Genomic DNA, 21740 nt, shown 5'->3' with positions numbered 1-21740 from the left:
CTGCCGCCTTTTTCTATTGAATATACCGACGGATGGTTTCCGCCAGCTGGTCGGCAGCATAGTCCGGCCCGGAAGCCAGTTGGCTGCGGTCGAAGCGGAGCTGGACGTAACGCTCGTCGGTGTCGAAGGCTTCGGAGAATAAGCCGGATAAGCCGCGCGCCTTGCGATCGATCTGCAGTAGCAGTTCAACCCCGTTCTCATCGGGATAAAACACGATTTCCAGCTCATCAAGCCGGCCTAGAAACTCCGAGGTGGGAACGAATTCGAATTCTTGTACAAAAGCCATCCCCGATAGTCTTCCGTATTGCGGGGCATATTGGCAAGTAACCTCGCGAATACGGAAGCCGAGCTGGCGGACTGCCTCCAGTACAACCTCGGAGTATGGGTGAGGCCTCACTTGAAGCTGATCGCGATCCTTAGGGTCAATGGCTTCTTTAATTTCCAGTCCGGTCCGGATCCAAACCGGCGTTCTACCCATCGTAACCGGCGTATTTGCCGGTAATTTGAAGGATACGGGGAACTCATATACTTGTTCAGCTTCTATCGTAAACTTGCCGGCAAGCAGAAATTTGGCTATGGCAGCTTCTTCTTCTATCTTCGAATCATTATGTTCTTTGATGTATCGTGTCATAACGAAGGCGTAGACATCATCGACTTGCTGATCCACACGGCCGCCTTGAATGCGGACAACGCCGCTAAGCATATCGCCTGCCTGCACCTCATCTTCGTGGAGCATAAGATCAACTTGAGCTGCGCCGATTCCGACGCTGGCCAGCATGCGTTTGAACATAGACATTGTTATACAACGCCTCCTTATGAATTTGCATAGTCAATGATCTGATACGGGGAGAGGACAACAGAGGTTTCATAGGGCAGCAGATAAAATAAATGAAAAGCATTGACAGGAGAGAAATAGAAAACTATAGTGAATCATGTTGATAATGATTATCAGTATCATTATTGGCGAGAGTGATCTTATCATTTTATTTACTAAGGAGAATTAAGAATGAAAAAGCTGCTTACCCCATTTCTTCTCATGCTGATGCTCGTACTCAGCGCTTGCGGCAACAACGCTGCAAATCATGCTGCCAACAATACAGAGAATGCAGCTGGCAACAGCGATACGGATGCGGCGAATACGAACGCCAACACCTCTAACACAGCAACGGAAGAGGCAGCCGGCACCGTTACATACCAATCAGAGAGCGGCCCTGTTGAAGTCCCTTCTAATCCGCAACGAATTGCGGCCCTGTCTAATGCACCCAATGTAATTTCGGCAGGCGGGACGCTTGTCGGTGTAGACGAGTGGACGAATAAGAACCCGCTGTTCACGGATAAGCTGGCAGGCATTGAGGTTGTATCCGAGAATGACTTGGAGAAAATCCTCGAGCTGAAGCCTGACCTCATTATCGCGGGCACGGAAATCAAAAACCTCGATAAGCTGAAAGAAATCGCTCCAACCGTAGCCTTCATGGGGCAAGCTGGACTATCTGTCGCAGCAGCTTGAGATTGGGAAGCTGTTGAATAAAGAACAAGAAACACAATGTTGGATCGATGATTTCAAAGGGCGCGCGGAAGCAGCCGGCCAAGAAATCAAAGCAAAGCTTGGGGAGCAAACGACTGTATCGGTCATCGAAACGGATTCGAAGAGCTTCTATGTATTCGGAAACAACTGGGCACGCGGTACTGAAATTCTGTACCAAGCGATGGGCCTGAACATGCCTGAGAAAGTGAAAAAGGATGCGCTGAAAATGTGCTTTTAGTTGAATTTAGTTGTTTTATATTGAAATTACTTGGCGGTTTGAGTATGCTTAAGGAGAACTACATTCCATATTCATACAGGGGGATCAACCATGGGAGCCATTAAGCGGGTCGTCATTATCGGTTGGGATGGAGCAGGGAATTTCGTGCAGGCTGCGGCAACACCTCATTTAGATCGTTTGATTAGCAAGGGAGCTGTTACATTCGAAGCGCAAACCGCTTCTCCGACCATCAGCGCGGAGTGCTGGGGAGCGCTAATGCATGGTGTAAGCCCGGATAAACACGGATTAACGAACTCGAAGGCGGAGAAGCAGCAATTCCCTGAAGATTCACCGTATCCTTCGATTTTCCGAATTGCCCGCGAAGCTGACCCGAGTGCCAAGCTCGCCTCATTCAGCGCTTGGGAGCCTATTAATTATGGCATCATTGAACCGAATATCGGGGTACATAAAGTCTCTATGCCCGATCGCGAGATTGCCCTGGCAACGGCAGACTATATAAGGAATCATTCCGATTTTAAGCTGCTCTATGTCCATTTGGATTTACCGGATATGGCCGGCCATAAGCATGGCTACAATACGCCCGAACAGCTGCGCTACATCGAAGAGACGGATGCCAATACAGGCGTTATCCTGGATGCACTGGAGCAAGTGAATGCGCTTGATGACAGTCTCATCATTGTCGTATCCGATCATGGCGGGGGCGGAGAAGTCGACACGGACCACGGCAGCGACCATCCACTGGACAAAACGATTTTCTGGGCAGCGGCCGGCCCGGGCATTGATCCTGGAACAACCATTACGGAGCCGATTATCATTACGGACACGGCTGCCATTGTAGCCTATGCACTGGGGCTTGCGGCACCTGAATCATGGGAAGCGAAGCTGCCTCTACGTGTATTCGGCACAGCTGTAGAGTAGCAGCATGTTAGTATTCGCTGTTTTCCTAGTGCTGTTCTCCGGACTCACGCATGCCGTATGGAATCTGTTTGCCAAACGAAGCTTGAACAAGGGGGCTTTCTTATGGATGATCCTCCTTCCATCGACAATCTTCTTGATTCCGCTCGTTGCGAGCCGGCTTCTAAGCAAGGCGCTGCCGTGGCAGGCGTATGCGCTTATTCTGTTAACAATGACGATTCAAGGCTGTTATGCCTTCTTGCTGACCAAAGCGTACGATCTGGGAGATTTGTCGCAAATGTATCCGATCATGAGGGGAACGGCAACGCTGCTCGTTCCAACGATCGGCGTAGCTTTTCTGGGGGAATCGTTGTCTGTATGGGGCTGGTTTGGAATCCTATGTATGATCATCAGCTTCTTCAAAATCAGTGATTGGTCGTTTCGCAGGAGCAAGAGGGAGCGGTCATTTAAACCGATCCTCGTAGCGTTCGGGGTGGGATTATGTACAACCTGCTATGTATTCGTGGATAAAGTGACGCTCGACTATTTATCGCCGCCGGAGCTGCTCTGTCTAGGCAATCTGGGCTTCTTGCTGGCATTAACGCCCGCGGTGCTGCGTTCAGGAAAATGGAAGGCCGAGCTGCAGGCCAATTGGCGAGTCATCCTCATGGGCGCTGTCCTTTCGCCGGGCTCCTACTTGTTATTCCTATTTGCGATGAATCTGGCACCGATGGCTCACATCTCGCCAATTCGAGAGATCGGGACGGTCTTCGCCACCTTGCTTGGCATCATGGTGCTGAAGGAGCAGCAAGGGATGAAGCGAATCGCATCATCCGCTGCGATTGCGTCCGCGATCGTAGTCATCAGCGTATTCGGATAGGCAGGCTAAGGGGTGATCCACCGTAACGGGTGTTTGGCTAGTGCTTCATCCCAATCTGCAGGCGGGGCTTGATTACACAGGATATACGTTACTTCCTCAAGATCGCCGAGCTTATACGGGAATCGATGTCCAAGCTTCGTATAATCAGCCGTTACTATGACCTCAGTTGCATGGGCAATCGCCTTGCGCGATACGGCGGACTTGCTGTCATCCATACTGGTAAGACCGGCTTCGGCATGGATGCCGTCAACGGAAATAAACGCTTTATCGATATAATAATGGCCAAGAGCCGCTTCGGTCATCGAGCCTGCGCACCGGGCATGCCGAGCACTGATTTCCCCGCCGAGAAACAAGATTCGGCCATCGAAATGCCCTTGATTCTGCTGTTCCATCAATAGGGTGGCAGCGGGGAACGAATGGGTCAGCACCGTTAAACCGGATTGGGTCAAATGCGGAATGACCGTCAGCAGCGTCGTTCCTTCATCGAGAAAGATCACTTCCCCATCGCGAATGAGGCCGGCCGCTTGCCGGCCTATTTGATTTTTCTCCTCGCGTTTGAGCGTCATTCGCTCCAAATAAGGCGGTTCTTCAAAGCTTACGGAAGGTTTGACCGCGCCGCCGTATACTTTCTTCAGTTTGGCCTGCCCCTCCAGCTCATCCAGATATCTGCGCACCGTTTCCTTCGACACGTCAAAAAGCTGCACCAATTCCGATGAAGACACCTTACCGTTTAATTCGAGAAGATCGAGTATTTTCTGTTTGCGTTCCTCGCCGATTAGGGACATCGTTTCAAGTTACCTCCAGGCCAAGTGCTGTACTAAGTGTCATTTTAGCAGAAAAACCGCCATGAGGTTCTGCTGTATTTTCAAATGCGACGCGATTCGTTAAAATAATCGAAAAGGGGAGATATAAGCATGATGCAAAAGTCGACGGATACAATTAAAATCATGACATTCAACACTTGGCTGGGCGGCGAGGCCGTTCATGACGGCGTAAACAAGATTGCCCGAGCCGTAGAGCTGTCCGGAGCTGATGTTGTAGGTTTCCAGGAAACGCCGGACCCGGGTAAAGCAGTAGCGGAGAAGCTGGGCTGGCATTATTATCAGAACCAAGAAGGCCGGGCGAACTGCAGCATTATTAGCAAATATCCCATTATCGAAGCAATCCATGTCGATGGGATGAGCGCGGTTCTCACTCACATTAAGCTGCCTTCCGGACAAGTCATTCTTGTCGCCGATGCACATTTGTATTACGATCCTTACGGTCCGTATTGGGCTTTGTTCGATAGCAAGCCGGTTGACGAGATTATAGCGATGGAACAAGAAGCCCGCGGAAGAGAGCTGGCGCTGGTTCTGCGCGATCTTGCACCTCATTTGGCATCGGACATGCCGCTGTTCCTCATGGGGGACTTCAATGCCCCTTCCCATCTGGATTGGGGCGATGATACCAAATCGCAGCATGGCGGTTATGTCGTGCGATGGCCGGTCAGCGCAATGGCGGAAGAGGCGGGGCTGCAGGATTCTTATCGTAAAGTACATCCCGATCCGGTAACTAAGCCCGGTCTTACGTGGTCGACCGTCCATACGCCGGAGCATCCATGGGGTGATAATCCGCATGAGCCGCAAGACCGCATTGATTTTATTTATTATCATGGTTCCCGCGTGCAGGTTGTAAGCTCCAAAGTGTTTGTCGTTGGCGAGCCGAAGGGGTTTGGCAGTCATGAGGATAATGAATGGCCGTCCGATCACGCGGCGGTAGTGTCAACCTTCCAAATCGCAACGCCGTAAAATGATAATAGGGAATCGCTCAGATTCCGAGTGGAGTGCATAGGGGAATGGGAACGCCATATTCGGCTATTCTAACGTTAATCGTTACGGCCGGCGTCATTAATGTCATTATGGGGATTTATATATTAACGAACCGTGCGAAGCAGTCCATGTCGAAGACATTTGTCGCGCACTGTTTGCTGTCTGCGGTTTATATATTCGGCTCGGCCTTGGAGCTGTCCGCGGGCTCGCTGGATGAGATTACCTTCTGGATCAAGGTCGAATACATTGGGATGCCGTTCCTACCGCCGATCAATCTGCTGCTCATCATGTATTTTCTCGGTATGGATCGCTATCTGAAGCCCGCTCTGCGCATGGGATTGTTCGTCATGCCGCTTGTGACCGTCGCGCTTGTCATGTCGAATGAGATGCATCATCTATACTATCGGTCCATTACGATAAGGCCGGAATTAGGGTTCTTGAAAGTCGATCTGAACGCGGGGCCTTGGTACATTATCCAAGGGGCCTATACATTTGGGTGTATGTTCGGCGGCGTTGCGCTGCTGCTGCTGTATTGGAGCCGCATGAAATCGGCTTACCGGCTGCAGCATATCACGATGCTGATAGGACTGCTGCTGCCGCTCGCGGGTGATTTTGCGTACCTCGGCAATTTGACGCCACAGGGGATTGACCCGATTCCGGTCATAATGGCAGGCACATCCGCGCTGTATATGTGGGCACTGGCTTCGAGGGGCTTAATGAACGTGGCGCCGATTGCGCGGGACAATCTGTTCGAGAGCATGAGTGACGGCGTACTTGTGCTGGACATGAATAATCGGCTGGTCGATTACAATCCGGCGGCGGCGCAGGTCATGCCTCAGTTATCCACGTATTCACTTGGCCGATCGATCGAGCCATTATGGCGTGAGCATACGGACAGCACGCTAATTGAGGAGACGGAATCACAGAGTACGCAAGAAACGTTGTGGGAGAAGGACGGCCAGTCCTACTACTACGATATTCGAGCTTCCGTCGTCAGGAAGAAGGGCGGTCAGGAAACGGGCAAGCTGATCGTGCTCATCGATGTTTCGGAGCGTGTTCGGCTGCAGCAGCGACTGCATGAGCTTGCTTTTCACGATGGCCTTACGGGGATTTATAATCGGACGCATTTCTTGCAGCTGAGTGAGAAGCTTCTGGCAAACTCGTTGTCGAGCGGGGAACCGCTTGCGCTGCTGCTGTTCGATATCGATCATTTCAAACGGATCAATGACACGTATGGGCATGATGTCGGTGACCGCGCGCTCCTTCATGTAGTCAGCGTATGCCGCAGCGTGCTGCGAACGGAAGATGTATTCGCCCGTTATGGCGGGGAGGAGTTCGTTGTGATGATGCCAAGCCTTTCGCTTGCAGAAGCGGAAGCTGCGGCGCATCGCATCCGTCATGAGCTGGTTCATCAGCCGATGGCGTTATCGGCAGGGCCGAATGGATTGCTAGCTGTAACGGCGAGCTTTGGCGTTGCCGTCGTGAACGGCGAAGCATTAGGCTGGGACGATATGAAGCAGCTGCTGAAGGCAGCGGACCGGGCATTATATGAGGCCAAGCATGCGGGGCGTAATACGGTGCGTGTTGCGAACCAATCTGTTATGGTTTAGGGGAAGCAGGGAAGGAAGTGCAGAGAGAGCCGCCGTCTATGGGGCTTTTTTTTGCTGTCCTTATATTCACAGATCGTTGCGAATTCCTGTGATTGCAATCACATCGCCTGCGTGAGGCCTCCTTGTATACTTGGATTATTCCAAGTGACGAAAGCGAGGAAACCGCCATGCTTAGCAAGCAGACGATCCAAATCATTCAATCAACCGTTCCGGTATTAGAGGTCCACGGCACGACCATTACGAAGCGGTTCTATCACCTGTTGTTTACCGCTCATCCTGAGCTGCTTCATATATTCAATCATGCGAATCAAACCAAAGGCAGGCAGCAGACGGCGCTAGCCAACGCGGTCTATGCGGCAGCGCTTCATATCGATAAGCTGGAGATGATTCTGCCGGTTGTCAAGCAAATCGCCCATAAACACCGGAGCCTCGGCGTGAAAGCGGAGCATTACCCTATCGTCGGACAAATGCTGCTGACCGCGATCAAAGATGTGCTTGGCGATGCGGCAACGGAAGAGATTTTGGACGCCTGGGCGGAAGCCTACGGAATCATCGCGAATGTCTTTATTGAGACGGAAGCTGAAATGTACAAACAGGCCGAGCAGCAAAATGGCGGATGGGCGGACTATCGGGCATTTCGCGTGCAGCGAAAGGTGCGAGAGAGCGACGTCATCACCTCGTTCTATCTGGAACCGGAGGATGGAGGCGCGCTTCCTGCTTTTGAACCGGGGCAGTATGTGAGCGTGAAGGTGCAAATCCCCGGAGAGACGTACACGCATATTCGCCAGTACAGCTTATCGGGTGCGCCGGGTAAATCGTATTATCGGATTTCGGTCAAACGCGAGGACGCGCTCCCGAACAGACCCGGAGGGAAGGTATCCACGTACTTGCACGAGCAGATCAACCAAGCGGATGTGCTGTGGCTGTCGGCGCCGGCGGGCCACTTTACGCTAGATCTCGCGGATACCAGACCTGTCGTCTTCATTAGCGGAGGTGTCGGGTTAACGCCGCTAGTTAGTATGCTTTCCACCTTGAAGGAGCGCCATTCCGATCGTCCGGTTACCTTTATTCATGCCGCGCAGAATGCGAATGTCCATGCCTTGCGCTCTGAAGTGGAGGAGATTGCATCTCGTGCTCCACAGGTTTCGTTATATTGGTGCTACAATAAGCCAACAGATGAAGACCGAGCTGCGCAAGCCTTCCACAAAGAAGGCTACATCGACCTGCCTTGGCTCCAAAACGTCGTATCGACGAAGGATGCGGGTTTCTACTTCTGCGGCCCGGAACCGTTTATGAGAATGGTGTACGGCCTCTTGAAGGAGTGGGGTGTTGCCTCGGAAGATATTCATTATGAATTCTTCGGACCTAGCGGCAGCCTGGATAGCGAGCCGCAGGAAGCAGCTCCGGCCCAAGGGTAGGGCTTACTTGGACTCCGACTGGCTGCGCAGCAATCGATTAATGGTTTCGCGCCGCAGCCCGAGAAACTGCCCGATTTCATCTTGAGTCAGCAGATCCGTTAGAGAATCCGGAGAGATATAAGCCTGAAACCAAGCCTTTAGTTTACGCAGCTTCTCCGCCGGCGCAATCTCAGTTAGTTGGTCAATTCGCTGCTGCATCATGCGCAGCTTATCCTGCAGCTTAAGGGCGATATCACGACACTGCGCCGGATTCCGCTCAAGCTCGTCGTACCATTCCTCGGCGGGTAAACACTCGATCTCACAAGTGACGAGTGCAATTGCAGTCCCATAGTAAGGGTTAGGGCTGATTAAGGAATGATGCGGAATGATTTCATCCGGTACAATAATGTTGACCAAGATCTGCGAGCCATCCTGATGGACCCGAACAATTTTCAGTAAACCGCTCTTTAAGCGGTAGAGGGGACCGGATTCTCCCTGACGGAATAAGGTTTCGCCTTTGTGTATGATCATAGTGACCTCAGTGAATGCCGGTGCTTGCCGGCATTTTTTTATTCTAGTATAACCGATCTATAGTGGAACTGAGGAACTGATCTCCATGGCGCGCAATGATGCGGCAACAAAAAACTTGTACCCTAACGTTTCCGCTATCTATACTTGAAGTAATTTGGTAATAGGGGGACGCCTCAGATGAAACAGAACAAATACGATGATCCGGACTTCTTCGCCCAATACAATCAAATGGCTCGCTCGATCGGGGGGCTGGAGGCAGCCGGGGAGTGGCCGGCGCTGCGGGCGCTTATGCCTGATCTGCAAGGGAAGCGGGTGCTCGATCTGGGCTGCGGCTTCGGTTGGCATTGCCGGTATGCCCGCGAGATGCAGGCCAGCTCCGTAATCGGCGTGGATCTGTCCGAAAAGATGCTTGCGCGGGCGATGGCATTCGAGCCTGACCCGGCCATTGCGTATCGCCAGCTCGCGATTGAGGATATCGATTTCGCTGCAGAGCAGTTCGATGTAGTCATCAGCTCGCTTGCGCTTCATTACGTCGAGCGCTTCGATATCGTCTGCCGCAAGGTTTACGAGTACCTTGTGTCCGGAGGCGATTTTATCCTATCGGTGGAGCATCCGGTGTTCACCGCACGCGCTGCACAGGATTGGCACTACAGTCCCGAAGGGGAGCGGATGCACTGGCCGGTTGATGATTATCAACAGGAAGGTATGCGTCAAACGAGGTTTCTGGACAACGATGTGGTGAAATACCATCGTACGGTTTCCACGATAATCAACGATCTAATCGAGGCCGGCTTCACCATAAAGAAACTGTCTGAGCCGCAACCTACGCCGGAAGCGCTCGCTGCCTATCCGGATATGCGGGATGAAACGCGCCGTCCCATATTCCTGCTGATTGCTGTGGTGAAGTAGTATTTGGTTTGTTAATGCTTGCCTGCACAAAAAAGCTGTCCCGGAAGAGCATCTTATGTCTCTTCTGGGACAGCTTTTTTTCGAAGAGAGGGAGTACTACAAGTCCAGCGCTCCGGACGCGCGCAGCGGGCCGCGGCGCGTGATGCGCGAAATGAGCAGGGCCATTTCGATCGGCGAATGGGCCATGCCGGTTTCCAGCCAATGCTGCACGACGCCGAGGTTAGCGGAAGTCACATAAGCCGTGAGATAGTCGCGCGGCACGAGCAGCTTGCGATCCTCGGTCTGCAGCTGCATCAGCTTGTTATAGAGATGCTTCTGCATGAGTTCTTTGTACTGCTGCATAAAGGAGGGGTCCCCCTTGGGGCCAATCATGACTTTGAAGAAAGCCGCATTCTCCTCCAAGAAACGGAAGACATCCACGATAAAAGGATAGGGCTCATCGCGCTCCGCATAATGGAGCAGCAGCATCGGATCGGCATATTTGGCGCGTTCTTCGAAGCCGCTCCAGATTTCCATTTTGTATTGCTCGAGCAAATCGTATTTGTCTTTGTAGTGCAAATAGAAGGTTCCCCGGTTGAGGCCGGCCTTGAGCGTCAAATCTCGAACTGTAATCGATTCGAAGCCTTTCTCCTCAATAAGCGCAATCAGTGCGCTGCGCAGCATGTCTTTCGTCCGCTCAATGCGGGGATCGGTTTTCGTAGTCATGGGATCGAACTCCCCCTTTCCGGCATGCACGGCGATGAATTTTTATCTCAAAATGAACAGCAGTATTGTCATGTGTTGAATAAGCGACATAAGCGACTAATCTTGATTATTGAGTTCCCTCTTGAATTCATTATAATAAACACAGTGATCATTATTCAACAGGATGTCCATTAAGGGAGTGGCGAATTTGCATAAACATTTATTAAAACAGAAATTAGTATGGATTGGCGCGGTTGCCGTGCTGGCTGTGCTCATGGTTTTCGGGGTAGCGATGATTGGGCCTGCTGCGGGAGCAGCTCCGAAAGAGCTTCCGGTTGCCCTGGTCGTCTTGGATCAGCCGGTCGATAAGCCGGACGGAACCAAGCTGGACGTTGGAGAGCTGTTAAAGGAGAAGATGGCCGAGCAAACACAGCTGCCGATTAAGTGGGAGATCGTGAGTTCCAAAGAAGAGGCATTGGCAGGGCTCGATGAGCAGAACTACTACGGCGCACTGATCTTGCCGGCTGATTTAAGCGCGGGCCTGCTCTCGCTGCAATCTGCTGCGCCGCATCCTGCGCAGCTGCAGATCTATGTCAGCGAAGGGAAGAACGCACAGGTTGCGGGGACAGTGAACATGCTGCTGCAGGCAGCGATGCATACGGTCGGCACTCAGCTGTCGGCGCAGATGCTGGAAGAGCTCGGCAAGCATACCGAAGCTATCCCGGTAAAATCGGCCAGTGCGCTGCTTGATCCGTTTACCGTCAGCTCGCAGATTGTGCATCCCGTAGGTGCCAACAATGCCAGTGGCAATGCACCGCTGCTGCTTACGCAGATGATGTGGCTCAGCTGCTTGGCAGTCAGCATCACGTTGTTCTTGGCGTCACAGCAAGCGGTGAAAGCCGGTGGCGGACATATGCGTATTGTTGTGACAAAGCTTATAACGGGCCTTGTTATCGTAACGGGTGCAACGGCCTTCCTCGTATGGATGTCGGGCTCCTGGTACGGCATGGAGCTTTCGGATCGCACGCAGCTTTGGTTATTCCTATTATTAGCCGGTTCGGCATTCTTCTTGTTCCAAACCACCTTGCTGCGCTGGATTGGCATGCCGGCTATCCCGATCATGGTGCTGTTATTCTTCTTCTCGATGCCGGTCATTAATATGGCGCCCGAGATGCTGCCGACTGCCGCGAAGGATTGGCTGTACAGCTGGACTCCGCTGCGGTTTGTCGCTACGGGCCTGCGATCCGTGATGTACTTCGACGGTACAAACATGAACGGCACATACCGGGTGCTTGGCTGGATGTCCGGCATTTGCATGCTGGTTGCCGCCGCATCCGTACTTAAACATCGGAAGAAAGCGGTGGCTTTGGATAGAGCTATGTAATGGAGGTGGCGGCAAGGTTGTTTGCCATTTCAGACGTACTGTGACAAGATGTACGGAGAATAATGCGATGAATGGAGCCTCTAACCTTGTCTACTCTACCCAATTGTCCCCAATGTAACTCTGAATACACGTACGAAGACGGAAGTCAGTTCGTCTGCCCGGAATGCGCGCATGAGTGGAGCCCGGCATCGGAAGCCGAGCAAGCGGACAATGAGAGCCGGATTATTAAAGACGCCAATGGCAATATTCTGAATGACGGCGATTCCGTATCGGTCATCAAGGATTTGAAGGTGAAGGGAACCTCCCTGGTAGTCAAGATTGGCACGAAGGTAAAGAATATCCGGTTAATCGAAGGCGATCACGATATCGACTGCAAAATCGATGGGTTCGGCGCCATGAAGCTGAAATCGGAATTTGTGAAAAAAATCTAGTCCGGCCGCAACAAAGAAGCGCCTGCTCATTACGAGCAGGCGCTTCTTTGTTAGTTGGCGAGCGGCAAGTGCAGACGGGCCGGAGCATCTGCTTCAAAGTCGGTGAGCTCCAGGCAAATCGGATACGAGTAGAGCTGGAAGCTGACGCGTTCCGGATCATCCGCATCCCATTCATACGGAATACCCTCGGCAGCCAATCGCGATTTGACCTCTTCAAGAAAAGCGATACTGCTCACACCGAAGCTTATGCTCATTGCGGGCGGCAGTGCCGTCATCGCAATCGGGATCCATTTGCGCGCTTTCGACACGATGACCGCATGAGCCGTTCCGCCTATGGCAAACGTGAAATTATCAAAAACTTTATCAAGCTGAAAGCCCATCAGCCGCACGAGCTGCTCCCGAAACGGGATAACGGCGTCTGCTTCCACCGGAAAGCCCACTTCCCGCAGGTAGAGGAGACTCATGTCCCCGATCGGAGGCAGAACGCCTTCCTGCACATACGAGTGGCAGATGATTTCGAGCAGGTTGCCGTCACCATCGCGGAAATACACGTTCCTTCCCGTACCGAACTCATCCACGATGCGGCCGTCTGGCCACTTGAGGAGCGCTACATTCTCACCGCTAAGCCAGCTTACCGCTGCACCGAAGCCGGAAGTCGATACTTCGAAGGCGATATGCACAGGTGCGTTAGGCGCAAGTCCTTCCGTGAAACAAAGCGTGATTGAAGGTGTGGGCTGGAGGTGAATCTCGGTGTCCGACTCATATGAAATGGGAATAGCAAGCTGTTCATGATAAAACTGCTTCACGCCTTGAATCGAGAAGGTTTGCAGCTGCAAACGGGAGAAGTGTGTCACCATAACGATCCGCCTCCTTTTATACACTTATAATATATTTATGTATGTAAAATCGGCAATCCTTAACATAAAAAAAGGCGGCGCAGAGGAAGATGCCCCTCTACGCCACTATGATTATGCCGCTACCGCAGTAGCCTGCGTGCGACGTGCTTTTTTGCGAATCAAGAAGGTGAACGGCAGCGCCGCAACAGCGATATACGTTGCCACCAGGAAGACGTCATTCACGCTCATTGTAAACCCAAACAGCGGGATGAGCTGTGCATTCTCGGTACCGGCTGCCGTCAGCTCGGTCACATGCGTAATGGTATGCGAGGCAAGCAGGGACGTGAATAACGCGATGGCGAAGGAGCCGCCTACGTTACGAATCCAGTTCGTCACCGAGGAAGCATGCCCAACCATCTGCGGTTGAATTTCTTCCATACCTGCTGTGCTTGTTGCAGCCGCGGCGAATGATACCCCGAGGTTACGTACTGCCATCCAGAAAATGATGTACAGATGCGAGGTGTCATTATGCATATGCGTCATTTCGTAGCTGCCGAAGATGATAAGCACGAGTCCGCCGATCGTCAGCCATTTGGCACCGAAGCGTGGATAAATTTTACCGGCCAGCGGCATCGAAAGCGCCATAATCAGCGAGGATGGAAGCAGGATTAAGCCCGTATCCATCGGCGTAATTTGCTGAACATTCTGCAAGAAGAGCGGAACGAGCAGCGTTCCGGAATAAAGGCTGATCGTAATGATCGTATTGGCCAGCAACGTGATGGAGAAACGGTAATTGCCGAACACCCGCAGGTCGAGCAGCGGATTGTCTGTACGAAGCTCGCGCCAGATGAACAAGACAAGCATGACGGCCCCGAATACGAAGAGCCCTATTGTCTTGCTGGAATCCCAGCCCCATTGACGTCCCTGGCTTAATGCGACAAGAAGCGATACGCTGCTGAGAACGACTGTAGCCAGGCCGATTTTATCCAAGCTGGTGGCCTTGCCAATACGATAGTTCGGAATCATCGCGACAATAAACACAATGGCAATAATGCCGATCGGCACATTGATGAAGAAGAGCCAGCGCCAGCTAAACTGCTGGATGAGCCAGCCGCTGATCGTCGGTCCAAATGCGGGTGCAAGCATCGCCGAAAGTCCCCAGATACTAACGGCGAAAGGCTGCCGCTCCTTCGGAATCACTTGGAAGATGATTGTCATCGTTGCAGGTAAAACCAAGCCGGTAAAGATACCTTGAATGATACGGAAGGTAATCAGCGAACCGATCCCCCATGAGAAGCCGCACAGCAAGGAGAACACGACAAAGCCGACCATGGCATACAGGTACACGTTCTTGTAGCCAAATCGGTTCCCCAGATATCCTGTCAGCGGAGCGACGGTACCTAATGAAAGCATAAAGCCGGTCAGTGTCCACTGCACCGTACTCAAGCTTGCATGAAAGTCTTGCATAAAGATCGACAGCGCGACGTTAATCGTGCTGATACCCAGAATACTGAGGAAGGCGCCAAAGAAAATCGCAATCATAATGGGCCAGAAACGAACATTCGGTACAGATGAATGATCCATGAACGAACTCAACTCCAATCTTAATAACGGCCGTTGGCCTACTGTAGAGTTGATCATACTGCAATACTCAGACAAAGTAAACTACTTTTATTGTTTTTAGTTTACTTTGTCTAATTTGTTTATTTTCATGTTAAGTTTGTGTATACTAGGAAGGAAGAAAGTGAGTGTGAGCGCTTTATGGAACCGACAGGCGAAACGCAAAGCTGCCGTTACACCGATGAATCCACGAAGGATAAATACGTAGCCAAGCTGCTGCATCCCATCAAAACGAACGGGTTTCAGGGACTTCGTATGGACGACATCGCTAAAGCCATGGACTTGTCCAAAGCAACGTTATATAAGTACTTCACTTCCCGCGACGAAATTATCGAACGATTAACTGCACTCTTTATCAAATATATTGTTTGCGCTGAAGCGAAGCTCGCGGAAGGCGACAGTAAGGCTTACATTGATGGCTTTCAGTCCGCTTTCGCCCAATCGCTGCTTATTGCCAACTATAGTACGGAAGTGTTCTTCAACGATATGCGCGAGGTGTATCCACAATTGATGGCTTCTCTGAATGTCGCCATTAGCGAGCGCAATGAACGGCTGCGGAGGTTCTATGAACGCGGCATGAAAGAGGGCTATATGCATGAGCTCAATGCGACGCTGCTTATCCTGCAGGACGAGCTGATGTTCCGTAACTTGCTGGATCCGCATTGTCTGATGAAGCAGAATCTAACGCTAAGAAACGCCATTGGCGATTATTATCAAATCAAGAAGCTGCAGTTGTTCAAGCCTGACGTGCATGCGCAGATCGATGACTCGTCGATGGTGGAACGAATTGAGCATCTGGTGCGCAAGGTTACCTACGGGGTTGCCTAATAGGAGAAAGAAGCCTGCGGAGTTAGTATCCTCCGCAGGCTTCTTTCTGTTAATCAATATTGTTCGCGATTAAGCCCGCCCTGCTAAGCGGCAGTGCGGCATGGTAGAGATGTCCGACATCTCCAATGCCATAGCAGCGCGGAGCGGCCCATCCGTGATCGTACTCTTCCATGACGACTGTAGTCACGGAGCTCGGCGCAATCCAGAAGCCGGACCAGACCATCGGCAATGGAAGCTCGAGCAGATGCGACAGCCAGGCAAGGCCGAAGCCCAGGTGGCAGAAGATCGCGATTGTATCTCGGTTCGAATGCTCAATCTTATAGCGCCCGCCTTCGCGGCGATAGCCGTTCTCTAAGAAGAATTGATCCGAGTTATCCTTTATCTCTTGGAATCGGCCTGCAAAGGAAGGGGCATTATAAGGTGCCCGCTTATGCCAATCGTCACTTGAAGGGAACGGCCGATGCTCGCGAACCCAAGTGTGGTCGGCATTCCATGCGACTATGGAACTGCCGTCTCGATTCGTCATCTGCCAGCCGCCAAGCTCCTCAAGCCAAGGCAGGACTGTCGCCTGCATCCCCATTTCATCTGCGGTATATTGCATCGTATGAAGGGCTCGTCCAAGCGGCGAGCTGTAAATGCGATCGATCTTCGTGCCGGACAGCCGTTCTGCCAGCGCTTTCGCTTCAAGATGGCCGGGCGCCGTAATGGTATTATTAGCGTAGTCGGGCTCTGCATGCCGGATGATGTAGATCTTCATCGATTCCCTCCAGTTATCATGCCTTTATTTCTTGAGCATGTGGAACACTTGCTCAACGTCTTTATCTCCGCGTCCGGACAAATTCACAATAATAATTTGGTCCTTGCTCATGGTTGGGGCGAGCTTCTTCGCATAAGCGATCGCATGCGCGCTTTCGAGCGCCGGAATAATGCCCTCTGTGCGGGACAGCTCTTGGAAGGCGGCCAGCACTTCCTCGTTGCTGACGGTTACGTATTCAGCGCGCTCCGACACCTTCAGATGACTATGCTCCGGACCGATTCCCGGGTAATCGAGACCTGCGGCAATCGAATACGTCTTCTTCGGATTGCCTTCCTCATCAAGCAGCACCAAACATTTGAACCCGTGAATGATGCTTGGCACGCCTTCGGTTAGGGTAGGCGCTTGGTCAGGCTCCACGCCGATCAGCCGCACGGAAGGCTCGTCCAAGTAATGGGCGAAAGCGCCGATCGCATTACTGCCTCCGCCGACACAAGCGAGCACCGCATCAGGGAGCCGGCCCTCTTTCTCAAGGATTTGTCGCTTCGATTCCTCGCTGATGACGGATTGGAAATGCTTCACCATCGTCGGGAAAGGATGCGGACCAACGGCGGAGCCGAGCAGATAGAATGTGTTTTTATAGTTTTGGATAAGATCGTTAAGCGCTTCGTCCACGGCGTCCTTTAACCGGCCTTGCCCTTTATGAACCGGAACTACGGTTGCACCGAGCAGCTCCATGCGGAATACGTTCAGCGACTGGCGCCGAGTATCCTCCGCTCCCATATAAATGACACAGTCCATGTTGAACATGGCACAAGCCGTTGCCGTTGCCACGCCATGCTGGCCGGCGCCCGTCTCGGCAATAATGCGTTTGGCGCCCATCCGCTTGGCGAGCAGGATTTGGCCGACCACGTTGTTAATTTTGTGCGCGCCGGTATGGTTCAGGTCTTCGCGTTTCAAGTAGATTTTGGGACCGCCCCATGCTTCGGAAAGCTGTTTAGCGAACGTAAGCGGGTTTTCACGGCCGACATATTCTTTCAAATAATAGCGCAATTCCTCATTGAACTCGGGTTCATCCTTATAGGCGTAGAATTGCGAACTCAAATAATCGAGCACCTCTTGCAATTCAGGTGGTACAAAGCTGCCTCCGAACTCACCAAAGTATCCTTCTTGCATTTGCGTATCACTCATCTTGAAAGCGCCTCCAATACGGGATATGGGATATGAAGCGAATTTCTTACATCGTATCATACTGCATGAGATTGTCATTGCAAATACTGGAAATTCAACCGAAAAATATGAAGGCGGATAAAGACGAGGATTTTCTGCAATTGGGCGTGTATAGTAAGGGATATAGTATTGTGCTTGTGCTGCAGCTGCGGGTAATTGCGAAGTGGTAATGTGGCCAGGTAAATAGGGAAGGTGCGTGTACAGATGAATATAACCGTTCATCGGCAGGGGAATTCGAAGGTAGCCATCATAGAAAGCCCGGATATTCTCATTGAAGACGTTCAAAGTGCGCTGGATTTAATGGCAACCGTTCGTTACAACGAAGACTGCGACAAAATACTGCTGAGCAAGTCCAATGTAACAGAAGACTTCTTCGATCTTAAAACTCGAATTGCCGGGGACATTTTGCAGAAATTTACGAATTACCAATTGAAGCTGGCGATTGTCGGGGACTATGAAGGCTACGACAGCAAGAGCTTAAAGGACTTCATCTACGAGAGCAATCATGGCAAGCAGGTGTTTTTCCTGAATGATCAACAAGCTGCGCTGGATGTGCTCCATAGTGTAAATTAAAACATATACCCGCAAAGGCTGGCTGAGAATCATCGTTTGAGTGATTCCCGATCGGCCTTTTTGCTTGTAAGTGAAGAAAGTACCCCAGAAGTAAATGGGAAAGAAGTAAATCGGTGGATTCCGTCGAAGTATATAATAATCATATAGAGGCGGCGGTTGAGTTCGGGAGACTCGCGCTTCCTTCCATTGGAGGAGCAGCACTATGGGGAATCAGTCGTATACGTTCGAGCGGACAATCGAGACCTACATGCATGCGGAAGTCGTTGTAATCGGAGGAGGGCCTGCCGGTACGGCAGCGGCAATCGGTGCGGCAAGATGCGGTAAGAAGGTCGCTCTGCTTGAGAAATCGGCTCAGTTGGGCGGCATGGGAACGCTAGGCAACGTCAGCATTTTTATGCCAGTCGGCAATGTGACCGGCGTTTATCGGGAAATTATTTCGGATATGCTGTCCGACTATTTGCCGGCGGACCACGATCAGTCCATCGCGCCGCAATATTCGCCGTTCCTGCTTCGGCAGTATATGAACGACAAAATGAAAAAGGAAAAGGTAGACGTCTTCTATCACTGCGAATTCGTGGGTACGATTCTGGATGGCAGCCGGATTAAAGCGATTATTGTGTCGACCAGAGAAGGGTTGAAGGCTTTCGAAGGAGAGCGGTTCATTGATTGTACGGGAGATGCCCGAGTTGCCATCGATGCAGGTGTGCCTTATCGCTCCGGCAGGGAAGAGGATGGGTTAACGCAGCCCATGACGCTGATGTTCACGATGACCAATACCGGAAAGCCTGTGACACCGATCTTGCCGGAAGGGTGCTATGAGTATAAGTCGGTTGAGGATTTGCCACAGGGGAGAAGACTATATTGGGAGCAAAATAACAGCGGCTCACTGCTCGTCAATATGTCCCGGGTCAAAGCGAATGGGGCAAAAATCGCAGAAGTCAATTATGCGGAGACAGAAGCATTGAAGCAAGTATTTTCCATTGCTTACTATTTGCAGAAGACCGGATTTGAGAACTACATGATCTCTCATATCGCTTCACAGACCGGTGTTCGGGAGACCAATCAAATCGAGGGACTCTATACATTAACGGAACAAGATCTGGTCGATGGCGTTCGATTCAAAGACGTCGTCGCGCAAACGAATTATGAGATCGATATTCATAGTCCCGATGCATCGAAATCAACAGATGAGCGTGAAATCAGCGGTTATGATATTCCATATCGCTGCATGATTCCGGTCGCTATCGATAACTTGCTTGTGGCAGGGCGCTCGATCTCCGCCACCCATGTAGCGATGTCTTCGATGCGTGTCCAAGCAACATGTTATGCGCTCGGGCAGGCTGCAGGTGCCGCTGCCGCGATCTCGCTAGAGAAGGAAAGCGTCATGCGGGATATTCCTATTGATGTGCTGCACCAAGTGCTCCATAAGCAAGGGGTCAAATTTTTCATCAAGTAGAGGAGTAAGATGGCGCAAATCGAATAGGTAAAGTATCTTTCTATTTCTTCTCGGAGGTGGCTTATGAAAGCATTATTCATCGGTGGAACAGGCATCATCAGTTCCGCGATTACGAAGCAGCTGTCGGAAACCGTCGGATGTGAGCTGTATCTGTTGAACCGAGGCACTCGCAACGAGGGTTTGCCGGCTCATGTAAAGGTGATTCAAGCGGATATTAACGATGAAGGACAAGTAGCCAAGCTGATTGAAGACTTGAGCTTTGATGTGGTAGCAGACTTCATTGCGTTTCGTCCGGAGCAGCTCGAGAGAGATTATCGGTTGTTTCAAGGCAAAACCAAACAGTTCATCTTCATCAGCTCCGCCTCTGCCTATCAGAAGCCGCTGTCGGATTACCGTGTCACAGAGAGCACACCGCTGGCCAATCCTTATTGGGAGTACTCCCGCAATAAGATCGCATGCGAAGAGTATTTGATTAGACAATACCGGGAACAAGGTTTCCCGATTACGATTGTACGACCTAGTCATACGTACGATGAGCGTTCCATCCCGCTTGGCGTACATGGCAGCAAGGGCAGTTGGCAGGTTGCCCGGCGGATGCTGGCGAACAAACCGGTCATTATTCACGGCGACGGAACCTCCTTGTGGACGATGACCCATAACCGCGATTTTGCAAAAGGTTTCATTGGCTTAATGGGCAACATCCATGCCATCGGGGAATCCGTTCAAATTACGTCGGACGAAACATTAACCTGGAACCAAATCTATGCGGCCATCGCGGATGCGCTCGGCGTTAAACTTCAAGCGGTTCATGTGTCCTCGGCGTTCTTGGCAGCATGCAGCAAAGAAGACTATACAGGCGGATTGATTGGCGATAAAGCCAATTCCGTCGTGTTCGATAACGCGAAGCTCAAACGGCTTGTTCCTGAATTTGTGGCTGCTACGCGCTTTGATCAGGGTATTAAACAGACCGTAGCCCATGTACTCGCGCATCCGGAGTGCCAAACGGAAGATCCGGAATTCGATGCGTGGTGCGATAAGGTGATCGATGCGCTGCAAGGGGCGATCGCGTCCGTTAAAGGGTAGCCGAGTTGGAAAATAAGCCGCTTCGCCTCTCAGCAGTGAGGGGTGAAGCGGCTTATTGGTTGTCGTTTATAGCTCCATATTGAGGCTTGGAACATAGAAAAAAGGCCCTCCATGAAGAGGGCCTTTTAATTGGATGGCTATAGATTCTTATCCGTATTAGCTGAGTGCGATCCCTGCGCTTGCATAACCGACAACAGAAGTTGCAACATCTAAGCCTGCTGTAACCGCAGCGCTAAATACCATTAATAAACGAGTATTTGCCGGAATAGCAACGCTGAGTCCAGTCGTGATCCCAAAGCTAACATCGCCCAGGCTCACAGTGCCAGTCAAAGGCGGAGCTAATGTTACGACAGCCCCAGGGACTGCAGTGAAGCTATTGTCAGGCGTAGTGGATTGGAACAATCGAGCTGTTAAGGTTACGGTGGAGAGAAGTGATAACCCTGTTGTAACGCTGAAATATGCAGAGATGGAGGTCAGGGTCGCCGCGCGTGGAACCGAGAATGCTTCGTTCAGTAAGAGGCCGCCCGCTCCTGTAAGATCGATAGTGGTTCCGCCGACAAGGGTAACACCTGCTGCCGCAGTGCCAAAGCCAACCAGACTTGAGGTGTTGAGGGCCCCGCCAAGTACTGTTGCTACTGTTGTAGGCAACCCTGAAGCAAATGGAATGATAGCACCGCTTCCGGCAATACCAGTCGCTCCAGTGGCACCAGTTGCTCCGGCAGTACCAGGCGTGCCAGTAGCGCCAGTAGCACCAGGCGTACCAGGATCGCCGGTAGCGCCAGTCGCTCCAGTAGCACCAGTCGCTCCAGTAGCACCAGGCGTACCAGTAGCACCAGGCGTACCAGTAGCACCAGTGGCACCAGCGGCACCAGGCGTACCAGGATCGCCGGTCGCACCAGTAGCGCCAGTCGCCCCGGCAGCACCAGGTGTACCCGGATCGCCGGTCGCACCAGTCGCACCAGTCGCCCCGGCAGCTCCAGGTGTACCCGGATCACCAGTGGCGCCAGTGGCGCCAGTCGCCCCGGCAGCTCCAGGTGTACCCGGATCACCAGTGGCGCCAGTGGCGCCA

Annotated in this window: 22 protein-coding genes and 1 pseudogene; 14 read left to right on the top strand and 9 right to left on the bottom strand. The window is 51.8% G+C overall.

Features of this window, described 5'->3' with window-relative positions:
* Positions 1-13: 13 nt before the first annotated feature.
* Complete coding sequence (locus tag AC6ESO_RS25910; RefSeq protein ID WP_497093922.1) at positions 14-796, bottom strand: sporulation protein; 783 nt, start codon at positions 794-796, stop codon at positions 14-16.
* 210 nt (positions 797-1006) lie between these two features.
* Between AC6ESO_RS25910 and AC6ESO_RS25905 the strand changes: the two are divergent.
* The 3 genes and pseudogenes from AC6ESO_RS25905 to AC6ESO_RS25895 all read left to right on the top strand — a co-directional run.
* A pseudogene (locus AC6ESO_RS25905) lies at positions 1007-1748 on the top strand (ABC transporter substrate-binding protein); the annotation flags it as partial.
* 105 nt (positions 1749-1853) lie between these two features.
* Positions 1854-2681 carry an alkaline phosphatase family protein gene (locus AC6ESO_RS25900; RefSeq protein ID WP_497093921.1) on the top strand — a complete coding sequence of 276 codons (828 nt, stop codon included), beginning with the start codon at positions 1854-1856 and terminating at the stop codon, positions 2679-2681.
* 4 nt (positions 2682-2685) lie between these two features.
* Positions 2686-3537 (top strand): EamA family transporter, encoded by an 852-nt coding sequence (locus AC6ESO_RS25895; protein WP_497093920.1) that lies wholly within the window; start codon positions 2686-2688, stop codon positions 3535-3537.
* Positions 3538-3542: 5 nt separating this feature from the next.
* Here AC6ESO_RS25895 and AC6ESO_RS25890 read toward each other — a convergent pair whose 3' ends face one another.
* Positions 3543-4322 carry a DeoR/GlpR family DNA-binding transcription regulator gene (locus AC6ESO_RS25890; protein ID WP_497093919.1) on the bottom strand — a complete coding sequence of 260 codons (780 nt, stop codon included), beginning with the start codon at positions 4320-4322 and terminating at the stop codon, positions 3543-3545.
* A 129-nt stretch (positions 4323-4451) separates the two neighbouring features.
* Here AC6ESO_RS25890 and AC6ESO_RS25885 point away from each other — a divergent pair, with 129 nt between their 5' ends.
* From AC6ESO_RS25885 to hmpA, 3 genes are all read left to right on the top strand, one after another.
* Entirely contained in the window at positions 4452-5324 is an 873-nt protein-coding gene (locus AC6ESO_RS25885) for an endonuclease/exonuclease/phosphatase family protein (RefSeq protein ID WP_497093918.1), read from the top strand.
* Between the two features lie 47 nt (positions 5325-5371).
* Positions 5372-6955 (top strand): histidine kinase N-terminal 7TM domain-containing diguanylate cyclase, encoded by a 1584-nt coding sequence (locus AC6ESO_RS25880; RefSeq protein WP_497093917.1) that lies wholly within the window; start codon positions 5372-5374, stop codon positions 6953-6955.
* A 167-nt stretch (positions 6956-7122) separates the two neighbouring features.
* Positions 7123-8373: an NO-inducible flavohemoprotein gene (gene hmpA, locus AC6ESO_RS25875; RefSeq protein WP_497094014.1), complete on the top strand. Its 1251-nt coding sequence runs from the start codon at positions 7123-7125 to the stop codon at positions 8371-8373.
* 3 nt (positions 8374-8376) lie between these two features.
* Here hmpA and AC6ESO_RS25870 read toward each other — a convergent pair whose 3' ends face one another.
* Positions 8377-8883, bottom strand: a complete 507-nt coding sequence (locus tag AC6ESO_RS25870) for a Crp/Fnr family transcriptional regulator (protein ID WP_497093916.1) — start codon at positions 8881-8883, stop codon at positions 8377-8379.
* Positions 8884-9060: 177 nt separating this feature from the next.
* On the opposite strand from AC6ESO_RS25870, the gene AC6ESO_RS25865 reads away from it, so the two are divergent.
* The gene (locus tag AC6ESO_RS25865; RefSeq protein WP_497093915.1) at positions 9061-9792 is read left to right on the top strand and encodes a class I SAM-dependent methyltransferase; all 732 of its coding nucleotides are present in this window, start codon (positions 9061-9063) and stop codon (positions 9790-9792) included.
* Between the two features lie 96 nt (positions 9793-9888).
* Here the strand turns inward: AC6ESO_RS25865 and AC6ESO_RS25860 are convergent, their stop codons facing one another.
* Positions 9889-10497, bottom strand: coding sequence for a TetR/AcrR family transcriptional regulator (locus AC6ESO_RS25860; RefSeq protein WP_497093914.1), 609 nt, complete (start codon positions 10495-10497; stop codon positions 9889-9891).
* 187 nt (positions 10498-10684) lie between these two features.
* On the opposite strand from AC6ESO_RS25860, the gene AC6ESO_RS25855 reads away from it, so the two are divergent.
* Entirely contained in the window at positions 10685-11860 is a 1176-nt protein-coding gene (locus tag AC6ESO_RS25855) for a YhgE/Pip domain-containing protein (RefSeq protein WP_497093913.1), read from the top strand.
* Positions 11861-11946: 86 nt separating this feature from the next.
* Complete coding sequence (locus tag AC6ESO_RS25850; protein WP_497093912.1) at positions 11947-12291, top strand: zinc ribbon domain-containing protein YjdM; 345 nt, start codon at positions 11947-11949, stop codon at positions 12289-12291.
* 50 nt (positions 12292-12341) lie between these two features.
* On the opposite strand, the gene AC6ESO_RS25845 is transcribed toward AC6ESO_RS25850, so the two are convergent.
* Positions 12342-13148 carry a VOC family protein gene (locus tag AC6ESO_RS25845; protein ID WP_497093911.1) on the bottom strand — a complete coding sequence of 269 codons (807 nt, stop codon included), beginning with the start codon at positions 13146-13148 and terminating at the stop codon, positions 12342-12344.
* A 111-nt stretch (positions 13149-13259) separates the two neighbouring features.
* The gene (locus AC6ESO_RS25840; protein ID WP_497093910.1) at positions 13260-14711 is read right to left on the bottom strand and encodes a DHA2 family efflux MFS transporter permease subunit; all 1452 of its coding nucleotides are present in this window, start codon (positions 14709-14711) and stop codon (positions 13260-13262) included.
* Positions 14712-14888: 177 nt separating this feature from the next.
* Here AC6ESO_RS25840 and AC6ESO_RS25835 point away from each other — a divergent pair, with 177 nt between their 5' ends.
* On the top strand, positions 14889-15575 hold the full coding sequence (locus tag AC6ESO_RS25835) for a TetR/AcrR family transcriptional regulator (protein ID WP_497093909.1): 687 nt from the start codon (positions 14889-14891) through the stop codon (positions 15573-15575).
* A gap of 49 nt (positions 15576-15624) precedes the next feature.
* On the opposite strand, the gene AC6ESO_RS25830 is transcribed toward AC6ESO_RS25835, so the two are convergent.
* Together AC6ESO_RS25830 and trpB are read right to left on the bottom strand one after the other, a co-directional pair.
* Complete coding sequence (locus AC6ESO_RS25830; RefSeq protein WP_497093908.1) at positions 15625-16332, bottom strand: histidine phosphatase family protein; 708 nt, start codon at positions 16330-16332, stop codon at positions 15625-15627.
* A gap of 24 nt (positions 16333-16356) precedes the next feature.
* Entirely contained in the window at positions 16357-17520 is a 1164-nt protein-coding gene (gene trpB, locus AC6ESO_RS25825; protein ID WP_497093907.1) for a tryptophan synthase subunit beta, read from the bottom strand.
* Between the two features lie 77 nt (positions 17521-17597).
* Between trpB and AC6ESO_RS25820 the strand changes: the two genes are divergently transcribed.
* From AC6ESO_RS25820 to AC6ESO_RS25805, 4 genes are all read left to right on the top strand, one after another.
* On the top strand, positions 17598-17729 hold the full coding sequence (locus AC6ESO_RS25820) for a hypothetical protein (protein WP_497093906.1): 132 nt from the start codon (positions 17598-17600) through the stop codon (positions 17727-17729).
* 34 nt (positions 17730-17763) lie between these two features.
* Positions 17764-18132 carry a DUF4180 domain-containing protein gene (locus tag AC6ESO_RS25815; RefSeq protein WP_497093905.1) on the top strand — a complete coding sequence of 123 codons (369 nt, stop codon included), beginning with the start codon at positions 17764-17766 and terminating at the stop codon, positions 18130-18132.
* 202 nt (positions 18133-18334) lie between these two features.
* Complete coding sequence (locus AC6ESO_RS25810; protein ID WP_497093904.1) at positions 18335-19588, top strand: FAD-dependent oxidoreductase; 1254 nt, start codon at positions 18335-18337, stop codon at positions 19586-19588.
* Positions 19589-19651: 63 nt separating this feature from the next.
* Positions 19652-20671: an SDR family oxidoreductase gene (locus AC6ESO_RS25805; protein ID WP_497093903.1), complete on the top strand. Its 1020-nt coding sequence runs from the start codon at positions 19652-19654 to the stop codon at positions 20669-20671.
* 156 nt (positions 20672-20827) lie between these two features.
* On the opposite strand, the gene AC6ESO_RS25800 is transcribed toward AC6ESO_RS25805, so the two are convergent.
* Positions 20828-21740: exosporium glycoprotein BclB-related protein (locus AC6ESO_RS25800; RefSeq protein ID WP_497093902.1), on the bottom strand; the 913-nt coding region annotated here is incomplete at its 5' end.

This window comes from Paenibacillus rhizoryzae, from assembly GCF_059686995.1.
The sequence above is the reverse complement of the archived record's forward strand: the minus strand, read 5'-3'. Positions and strand labels throughout refer to the sequence as shown.